The 8,916-nt window shown below is 72.0% G+C and carries 7 protein-coding genes; all 7 read right to left on the minus strand.

The genetic code is table 11. The features are described 5' to 3' along the window. Positions 1 to 963: hypothetical protein (locus AC1D15_RS10470; RefSeq protein ID WP_477825931.1), on the minus strand; the 963-nt coding region annotated here is incomplete at its 3' end. Next, a complete protein-coding gene (locus AC1D15_RS10475; RefSeq protein WP_047505151.1) occupies positions 960 to 1,754 on the minus strand; it encodes a hypothetical protein in 795 nt (264 codons plus the stop codon). The genes AC1D15_RS10470 and AC1D15_RS10475, both read right to left, overlap by 4 nt. Then, positions 1,751 to 5,566: a hypothetical protein gene (locus AC1D15_RS10480; protein WP_477825932.1), complete on the minus strand. Its 3,816-nt coding sequence runs from the start codon at positions 5,564 to 5,566 to the stop codon at positions 1,751 to 1,753. The genes AC1D15_RS10475 and AC1D15_RS10480 overlap by 4 nt, the downstream gene beginning before the upstream one ends. After that, entirely contained in the window at positions 5,563 to 6,006 is a 444-nt protein-coding gene (locus AC1D15_RS10485) for a GPW/gp25 family protein (RefSeq protein WP_465113108.1), read from the minus strand. The genes AC1D15_RS10480 and AC1D15_RS10485 overlap by 4 nt, the downstream gene beginning before the upstream one ends. Beyond that, positions 5,999 to 6,298 (minus strand): PAAR domain-containing protein, encoded by a 300-nt coding sequence (locus AC1D15_RS10490; protein WP_465113107.1) that lies wholly within the window; start codon positions 6,296 to 6,298, stop codon positions 5,999 to 6,001. Before AC1D15_RS10490 ends, AC1D15_RS10485 begins: the two co-directional genes overlap by 8 nt. 19 nt (positions 6,299 to 6,317) lie before the next feature. Beyond that, positions 6,318 to 8,114: a type VI secretion system tip protein VgrG gene (vgrG, locus tag AC1D15_RS10495; RefSeq protein ID WP_477825933.1), complete on the minus strand. Its 1,797-nt coding sequence runs from the start codon at positions 8,112 to 8,114 to the stop codon at positions 6,318 to 6,320. A gap of 12 nt (positions 8,115 to 8,126) precedes the next feature. Continuing rightward, entirely contained in the window at positions 8,127 to 8,822 is a 696-nt protein-coding gene (locus tag AC1D15_RS10500) for a CIS tube protein (RefSeq protein WP_197066873.1), read from the minus strand. Between the last annotated feature and the right edge of the window lie 94 nt (positions 8,823 to 8,916).

Here is an 8,916-nt window from a genome sequence, read left to right on the forward strand (position 1 = left end):
CAGGTCTTCGAGCCGGCGGCACAGGTCGGCCGGCGCCACCGCGACCGGGTTGCCGCGCCGCGTGACGCCGATGGTGCCCGGCGAGCCGTCGCTCGGCAGCGCGAGCCGCAGCGCCCAGTTGTCGCCGCGCCAGGCGACCGAGCCGTTGCTGGCCGCCGCATTGGCCGGCCGCAGCTGCGACAGCCGCGCCCCTYCCACGCCCGGCACCGCCTGCACCACCGCGGCGAGGTCCGACAGGAACAGCCGCTGCGCGCCGTCCTGGCCGATCGGCAGGTCGTCGATGAAGCCGTGCTGCAGCACCGGCCCGGTGTAGATCTCCTCCAGCGACGCGCCGGCGCGCAGCCGCTCGTCGAGGCTGCGGCTGACCGCGGCGCGCGCGACGAAGCGGTCGCAGCGGTCGTACACCTCGGCCAGCACGTCGGCCGCGTCGCGCGGGCCGCCGATCTCGATCTGCGCATGCAGCTCGCAGGCGACCGGCTGCACCGCGGTCACGGCCAGGTCGAGGTCTTCGCCGAGATTGCGCTGCGCGAGGAAGGCCGCGCGCGCATCGGCGATGCGCTTGCCCTCGCCCTCGGCCGCGCCCTGCGACAGCTGCAGCACCAGGTGCACGACGCCGTCGTCGCGCGCCTGCAGCGTCGCGTCGTCGAGCCCGGGCACGGCATCGAGCAGCAGGCGGCGCACGTCGGCCCCGGTGGTCGCGCGGCACGGGAACACCTCGGCCGGCGGGTGCAGCGACAAGGCGTCGTAGTCGATCGTGCCGGCCGGCCCGGTCAGGTGGTCGGCGACCGGGAAATCGGCGCGATAGACCAGGTCGGTCAGCGAGAAGCACAGCTGCTCGAGCATCGTGATGCCGGGGTCGTGCAGGTTGTGGTCGGTCCACGCGTGGCCGCTGACGGCCTGCAGCCAGGCGATGCCCTGCTCGCGCAGCCGCGCGAAGCTCGCGTCGTCGCGTTCACCGCTCATGGCGCGCACCCCTGCATGGTCTCGTCGAACCACAGCCGCGTCAGCGTCGCCTGGATGCGCACGCCGCTGCCGTAATCGCACTTCGAGCGCACCTGCAGCCGGTAGCTGGCGTTGCGCCCGCTGCTGCCTTCCCAGCGCAATTCGAGCTTGTCGCAGCGCCGGCCGTACCAGGTGTTGTCGCAGCGGATGCGCTTGCGCCGCGACAGGATGTCGAGCCAGCCGCGCGTCGGGTTGTAGGTGTTCATCGCGATCGCGTGCATCAGCGCGAAGCGCCCGCCGCCCGGGTGCCCGGCGCCGGCCATCACCTCGAAGGCCTGGCAGCCGCCGAGCGGGCCGGTGAGGTCGTGCCATTCGCCGTCGGCCAGCGCCGGCGCGAGCCCCGGCCAGCGGCAGCTGCCGACTCGCCCCTGCGAGGCGACGACGCCCGCCACGTCCAGCGCCTGGGCCGGCTCGGCGGTGCCGATGCCGACGCGGTCCTGTGCGTCGAGCGCCAGCACCGGCTTGCGGCCGCGCGACGCGGCGACGCCGGCGTGGTGGAACAGCAGCTGGTCGCGGTCGCCGCCGTAGCTCATCGACCACAGCGCGGTGCGCGAACTCTGCTCGCGGTAGAAGCTGACCAGCGCGTCGTAGCCGGCCGGCGACGACACCTCGATGCCGTTCTCGGCCGATTTGTGGAAGCCCTCGTCGCTCATGTTGAGCATCGAGTCGATCAGGTCGGCGAAGTGGTCGCGCGTGGGCAAGCGGCCTTCGTCGAAGAAGTGCTGCAGCGTCTTGCGGTTGCGGATCGTCATGCGCCGCCCCCGATCACGAAGGTGCTGCCGATCGACAGCTGCGCGATGCCGGTCGGCTGCGGCGCCGGGTCGGGGAACGCGGAGGCCGCGGTGACGATGTGCGTGGGCATCGGCAGCGCGAGGCTCCACGGGGCGCGCGAGACGGCGTGGCCGCGTTCGCCCCGCCCTTCACCTGGCCTCTCACCCTGCCCCTCGCGTGCGGTGTCGACCAGCGTGTACACGCCGGCGTCGCTGCAGGTCAGGTGCAGCAGCGACAGCTGCGTCACGTAGTCGACGCCGTCCAGCGCACGCAGCCGCGCCTCGAGGTCTTCGCCGCGCACGACCCAGTCGAACGCCGGGCCGCAGCCGTCGTCGAACCACGGCGACAGCGTGGCCACCACCGTGCGCGTGATGCGCTGCAAGGCCTCGCCTTCGTGCACGCCGCGCGCCAGGCCGACCACGCAGCGCAGCTGCAGCCGGTCGTAGACCGGGTTGCGCACGACCACCTTCGCGAACGGCGACGCACGCTCGCGCAGGTAGTCGGCCATGCGGCGCAGCTCGATCGCGTTGAAGCGCGGCGCGGCACAGGCGAACGCCGGATCGTTGCGCGGCACCTGCGGCACGACGACCGCCAGCACCTGGCCGGCCGGCGGCCGCGGCTGGCCGGCCGCGGCGATCTCGTCGCCGGACAGGCAGCGCACCTTGAATATCTCGGGAAAGCGCGCCAGCAGCAGCCGCTCCACGTCCCACGCGGTGCCGGCCCGCTGCTTGTGCTGCAGCCGCTCGCCGGCACGGGTGTACAGCAGGCCCGCGTCCTCGGCCGGGCGCAGGCCGAACGACGGCCCGACCTGCTGCACGCCGGACAGCCCCGGCAGCGAGGCCAGTGGGCGGGTGATGCGGCCCTGCGGCAGGATCTGCAACATCGCCGCCCCGGTCGGCAGCACGCGCCGCGCGCGCAGCGCATGCGCCTGCACCGACTGCAGCGCCGCGAACCCCTCGAAGCCGGCGGCCGCCGACGCACGCAGCCAGTACAGGCCGGCCGGCATCACCTCGTTGTCCAGCGTCAGGTCGCCCGGCAGGTCGAGCGTGACGATGCCCGAGGTCAGGAAGCCCTCGGTGCTGTCGGCCAGCACGCGCGCCGCCGGCAGCGGCCGCCAGTGGTCTCCGGCCAGCGTGGCCCAGCGCACCGGCGCGCGCACCGCGCCGGAGCGGGTCGCGTCGGCAGCCGATTCGAGCAGCGAGAACAGCAGCGTCAGCGTGCCGCCCGGCTCGCCGGCCGCGAGGCCGATGTAGAGGTTGCCGTCGTCGCCGGGCCGCGGCAGCAGCCCGTGGCTCGCGCCGGCCGCCGCCGAATGCAGCGTGTCGACGCCGAACGGGTGCAGGTGCAGCAGGCGCTCCACGTCCGGCGCGGCCTCCAGCGGTCCCTTCTCGCTCGGGCTTTGCGCGCCGGGGCGGATCACGCCGGCCGCCTCGTAGCTCAGCGTCAGCCGCTCGATCAGCGGCGTGTAGGGCGGGTTCGGCAGCAGCTGGCGCCGGCGCGCGCGCAGGTTCCTGCGCGCGTTCGCGGTGACGGTGTCGGCCAGCACCATCGGGTACGCGGCATGGCCGAACGCGCCGCGCGGGCCGGTGAGCTGCAGCCGGTACAGGCCGTTGCGCGGCAGCGGCCCGTCCCACTCCGCCGGGTCGCCGGCCCGGCTGTGCTTGCGCACCGAGCCGGGGTCGACCTCGATCTCCCACATCGGCTGCAGGCAGGCGGCGGCATCCGGCGGCGCGAACAGCGGCTGCTGCGCCGAAGCCCCGCTGCACGGCTGCCACAGCCCGTCGCGCAGGATCGCGAGCGCGGCCGTGAAATCGCCGCGGCGCTGCTCGTCGGGGTAGCCGCGGTAGTGGGTGTCGAAGCCGCCGGCGTCGGGCGGCAGGCCGCCCCATTCGAGCTGCATCGACAAGCGCTGGATGTTCTTGCACGCCACCTCGCGCGCGCCGACCACCAGGTACGACGACAGCGTCGGCAGCGGGCCGAACGGGTGGAAGGCCTTGGTCGGGTCGAGCCGGCCGAGGTTGTTGTGCAGCACGATGTCGCGCACGCCGCTGGCGCTGACGCGCAGCCGCGCGTCGGTGAGCGGCTGGTCGGCCAGCAGCGAGTACGGGTAGAGCCGGCCCTGCGTGCCGAGCTCGATGCGCAGCACCGGCAGCCGGGTCCCCCAGTCGTTGCCATGCACGGCGGGCTCGCAGCCGACGATCGCCGGCGCATCGGGGCGCAGCCGTAGCGTGATCGACAGGCCACCTTCCGGCAGGCGGTCGACATCGGCATCGGTGGCCTCCAGCCAGCCGTTCGCGGCGCTCAGGTGCAGCTTCAGCAGGCCGTGGAACAGCTGTTCGAACACCAGCACGCGCTGCGGCGCCTGCGCGCCGGCCAGCAGCACCAGCGGATCGCCGACGCTGTGCGCCTGCGGCACGCGCCCCTGCAGCTCGCGGTGCGCGGCCAGCCGCATGCGGCGCAGTTGCGCTTCGGTGAAGTCGGCGCTGCCGGACAGCAGCCAGTGGCCGAGCAGCCGGCCGAAGGCATCGCGCAGCGTGACCGGGTCGGTCGCGAAGGTGACCGCGTCGACCAGCGCGTCGAGCGCCTGCGCGCCATCGGCCGAGCCCTCCCCGACAGGCAACTCGACCCGGATCATCCGCTCGCCCTCGCGCAGCAACAGCAGCGGCGACGCGATCGCGAGGCCCAGCCGCGCATCGACCGCCCCGGCGCCGCCGCCGAACAGCGGCCAGGCGCTGCTGCCGTCCGCGACACCGACCGGGGGCCGCGCCGCCTTGGCCCGCGTCACGAAGCCGAACTCGCACTCCGGCGAGATCCGCGCATCGCGCTCCATCCGCAGCGTGCACAGCGCCGCGACGCGCGCATCGGTCACCACCAGCGGTGCCGCGCTGTGGAAACGCAGCGGCTGGCCGGCCGCATCCTTGCCGGCGTCGAACACGGTGCCCTGCGGCACCTGCAGCAGGCGTTCGCCGCGCGCATCGCGGGCGCAGGCCAGGTGCACCTCGTCGGCCACCGGCCCGGCCGGGCCGAAGCCGAGGCAGTCGCGGTAGTAGAAATCGACGTGCCGCGCGGTGAAGCGGTTCACCTCGCGCTGCGCCGATTCATAGACCTTCAGGAACGCGATCAGCAGCCCGACCGCCGCCTCGTGCGTGCCGCTGTGCAGCGTGCCGGGCAGCAGTTCGCGGGCCAGCGCGCGCAGCGTGTCGATCGCGGCCAGGAACACGAAGTAGCGTTCGCGCAGCAGCTCGCGCTCGTCACGGCCGGCGGCAGCCGTCGCGAGCAGTGGCGCACCGCTGCTCCAGATGCCGGCCAGGCGCTCGTGCGAGCGGCCGACCTCGCGGTCCTGCCAGCGGCGCTTGCCGAAGCGCTCGTGCACCCACTGCAGCTCGGCGCCGAGCTGCTGGTCGACCAGCTGGTGGATGCGCCCGCGGAACGCCAGCGAGGCGGCATCCTCGCGCCCGTCGAGCGACTTGAACCACAGGTCGATCCACTGCGCGAGCTCGACCACCTGGTGGGCCAGGCGCGGCAGCGGCGCCGAGTCGGCGTCGTGCAGGAAATCCTCCTGCAGCGCCTGCACGTCGATGCTGGCGATACGCGCCAGCACCATCGTCACGTCGCTCGCGAACATCGCGCGCCAGTCGCCGGCCTCGCGGTTGTCGAGGTCGACGAAGCGCAGCTGGCGCGCGAGCGTGGCCGTCATCGCGACGCGGTCCTCGAACGGCAGCTCGTCGACGCGGAAGTAGCCGTCGGCCAGCGCCGGTGGAAAGCGTTCATTCTGCGAGGTTCCGCTGGTCATGCCGCCACCTCGCGCGCCGCACCATCGTTCAGGTACAGCGGGTACACCATGTTGTCGCGCACGTTGGTGCTGCGGATCGTGTAGTTCAGCTGCAGCTTCAGCACGCCCTCGTACAGGTCCGAGGTGTCGATCTCGACCTGGTCGAGCGTGATGCGCACCTCGAAGAACAGCACCGCCTTCTCGACCAGGCTGCGGATCTCGGTCAGCGTGCTCTCGGTGATGTTCTCGAACACCATGCGCTGCAGGCCGCAGCCGTAGGTCGGGTGCATCACGCGCTCGCCGGGTACGGTGGACAGCAGGATGCGCAGGCTCTCGCGCACGTCCTGGTCTTCCGACACCGTCAGCGCATGCAGCGTGCGGCCGTCGAAGGCCGGCGGGAAGGCCCAGCCGGTGCCGAGGAAGCGCTTGTTGCTGTCGAGGCCCATGGTCGAGTCATCCACCGATCAGCACCGTGGGCCAGCCCATCGCGATGCTGCCGCCGTGCGCCGTCGGGTCGCCGATGCGCGCCGCCGGCTTGTTGGCGATCAGCACCGTGGTCGAGCCCTGGATGATGGTGTCGGGCGGGCCGACGCAGACCGCGCTGTCGCCGAGCACCGCGGCCGGCAGCTTGCCGATCAGCACCGTCGGAACGCCGGGGCCGACGATCGGCCCGCCGACGTGCGGGATCGGCGGCAGGCCGGGCGTGACCATCGGGCACACGTGCATGTCGGTGAGGCGGGCGGCGGGCGGCATGGCGGTGCTTCCGTGCAGGTCAGTTGATCATCACCATCGCGCCCTTGACCACCGTCTGCCCGGCGGCCGAGAGCTCGGCGCTCGCGTTGCCCTTCGCGGTGAAGCCGACCTGGGCTTCGGCGGCGATGTTCAGGGCGCTGAGCTTGATGTCGGCCTTGGAGGTGACGGAGATCGCGCCGACCGCGTCGAGCGTGATCGTTCCCTTGGCCGTGATCTTGATGTCGCCCGGGCTGTCGAGCGTGATGCCGCCGGGCGCGAGTTCGACCTTGTTGCCGTTCTGGTCCTGCAGCAGGATGGATTTGTCCTTGTCGCTCAGCACGATCTTGTTGTTGCCGGGCGTGATGACGGTGATGACCTTGTCCTTCTCGTTGAACTCGAGCTTCGCGCGGCAGCGGGTGACGATGGCCTTGATGTCGTTGGCGGCCTCCAGCGGGTACGGCGTGGCCTGCTTGCTGCTGTAGAGGCTGCCGAGCACGACCGGGTGCGAGGGGTCGTCGGCGAAGTAGCCGAGCACCACCTCGTCGCCGACCTCGGGCAGGAAGAACGCGCCGAACGCATTGCTGGCGTGGAACTGCAGCAGCCGGGCCCAGATGCCTTCGGTGGCGGCCTGCAGCATCGGCAGCTTGACCTGCACGCGCTGTTCGCCGGCCGGGTCGGCGTCGAGCTTCATCACGATGCCGACCTGCAGGCCGTGCACGCCGGGCAGCAGGCCGGCGCCGGGTGGCGCGACCACGTCGGGGCGTTCGACGAACCAGTCGGGCGCGAGGCCGAACTCGGCCTCGGTGGTCCAGTTGCCGTCGGCGATCTCGTGGCGCAGGCCGGTGACGAACACCTTGCCGCTGAAGCGCGTGCCGACGCCGGCGAGCTCGATCAGGCCGCCGACGGTGGCGAGCGCCGAGCCCTGGAAGCTCATGCGTCCGCGCAGCCGCGCGAGGCCGGCCTTCAGCTGCTGCGCCTTGGCCCAGCTGGTGAGTGCGGCCAGCGGCTGCGGTGCGCCGGACTGCAGCCGCCAGGTGGGCAGGCCGATCACCTGGGCCAGCGTGGCGGAATCGATGTCGCCCTGCTTCGGCAGCGTGACCGGTGCGCTGGCGGTGCCTTCGAGCGCGGCCTGGCCCTTGATGTCCCACGAGAAGGCCTGGGCGCTGGCGAGCTGGCTGCGCGCGTCGAGGTCGGCCTGGAAGTCGATCACGTCGATGCCGTAGGTGACCGAAAGCGCCGGCTCGGCATCGACCGCAGGGGCCTTGACGGCGAGCTTGCCGTCGGTGGCGATGACGAGCAGGCCGTTGACCTCGGCGCGCGACAGCATGAAGTCCCAGTCGCTGCAGTAGTGCTGGGCCAGCTCGGTGTGGCTGAGCTCGGTGGCATCGGCCTCGATGCTCAGGCCGTGGTCGCCGGCCAGGGTCTCGATGATGGCGCTGTCGGTCTGGTCGATGAAGTTGGCGTTGTGCCGGCCGACGGTCATCAGCACGGCCTTGTCGCGGCATTCGACGATCAGGCGGGCGTCGTTGTCGCCGCGCACCTGCAGGCCGTGGCGCACGACGAGGCCTTCGAAGATCACGGTGGTGGGGGCCGACTGGTAGCCGGCCTTGATCGACAGCAGCACGCCGGGCTTGAAGTGGGCGGCGTCGCTGAGCGGGAACTTGCGGTTCGGCATGTCGCCGTCGGCCAGTTCGATGCGGGCCGAGGGAACGCTGTTGACGCCGCGGCGCACCGAGATCGAGATGACGTCGATGGTCGCGTCGAGTTCGGTGCCGTCGGAGCTGAGCGACAGGCGCACGACGCCGTCGGCGTTGTCGAGGGGGGAGACGCCAGGCATGGGGTGATCCGACTAGGCGGGCCGTGCCGCCATCGCCAGCGTCGTGCCGGGCGTGAGGGCCATCAGGCTGGGCAGGTTGTTGGTGCGCGCGACCGCGGGGGCCGCGGCGGCGCTGCCGCAGTGGTCGGCGCACAGCTGGGGCAGCGTGTCGCCGTCGACGACGGTGACGCTCGTGACGCTGGTCTCGGGGCTGCGGTTGGAGACGAGCTGGGCCTCCTCCTTGCTCATCGCGCCGAGGAAGCTCAGGTCGACGCGGGCGCGCAGCGGTTCGCCGCTCGGCTTGAAGAGGGTGTACTGCGTGTTCATCGATTCGAGCCGGCCGAAGAAGATCAGGCTGCCCCACAGCAGGCGCACGAGGGGCGGTTCCTGGGTGTCGGGCAGGTACTGGAAGGCGACCGCATTGAGTTTCTTCATCTGCGTGCGCACGTCTTCGCGCTTGCCGTTGGCGCCGGGCGGGACGATGCCGGTGCCGTCGAGCACGAGGGCGAAGCTGACGTGTTCATCTCCGACCGCGGCGAACTTCGGGGTGGCCTGGGGATCGCCTTGGGTCTTCTTCTTGTCGTAGGTGATGCCGGTGGTGTGCTTGAAGTCGGCCGGGTTGATCTGCACGGTGAAGGTCGCCGATTCATCGAGCTTGACGGTGCCGCCCTTCAACGTGAAGCGCGTCATCACCAGGTGCGTGAGTTGGCCGAGGCGATCGGTTGGCATTTGATTGCGTCTGTCTGTTTGATTGCTTGGTGCGCGTGGGCGAGGCGGCCGGGGGCAGGCTGTGGGGGCTCAGCTGGGGCGGTCGGCCCTGGCG

The organism is Rhizobacter sp. P2_H2 (genome assembly GCF_056403375.1).

Bases quoted from the DNA above. Each gene is read 5' to 3' on its own strand.
- AC1D15_RS10490 (WP_465113107.1), bottom strand. From the start codon at position 6,298: ATGCCGCCCGCCGCCCGCCTCACCGACATGCACGTGTGCCCGATGGTC.
- vgrG (WP_477825933.1), bottom strand. From the start codon at position 8,114: ATGCCTGGCGTCTCCCCCCTCGACAACGCCGACGGCGTCGTGCGCCTG.
- AC1D15_RS10500 (WP_197066873.1), bottom strand. From the start codon at position 8,822: ATGCCAACCGATCGCCTCGGCCAACTCACGCACCTGGTGATGACGCGC.
- AC1D15_RS10475 (WP_047505151.1), bottom strand. From the start codon at position 1,754: ATGACGATCCGCAACCGCAAGACGCTGCAGCACTTCTTCGACGAAGGC.
- AC1D15_RS10480 (WP_477825932.1), bottom strand. From the start codon at position 5,566: ATGACCAGCGGAACCTCGCAGAATGAACGCTTTCCACCGGCGCTGGCC.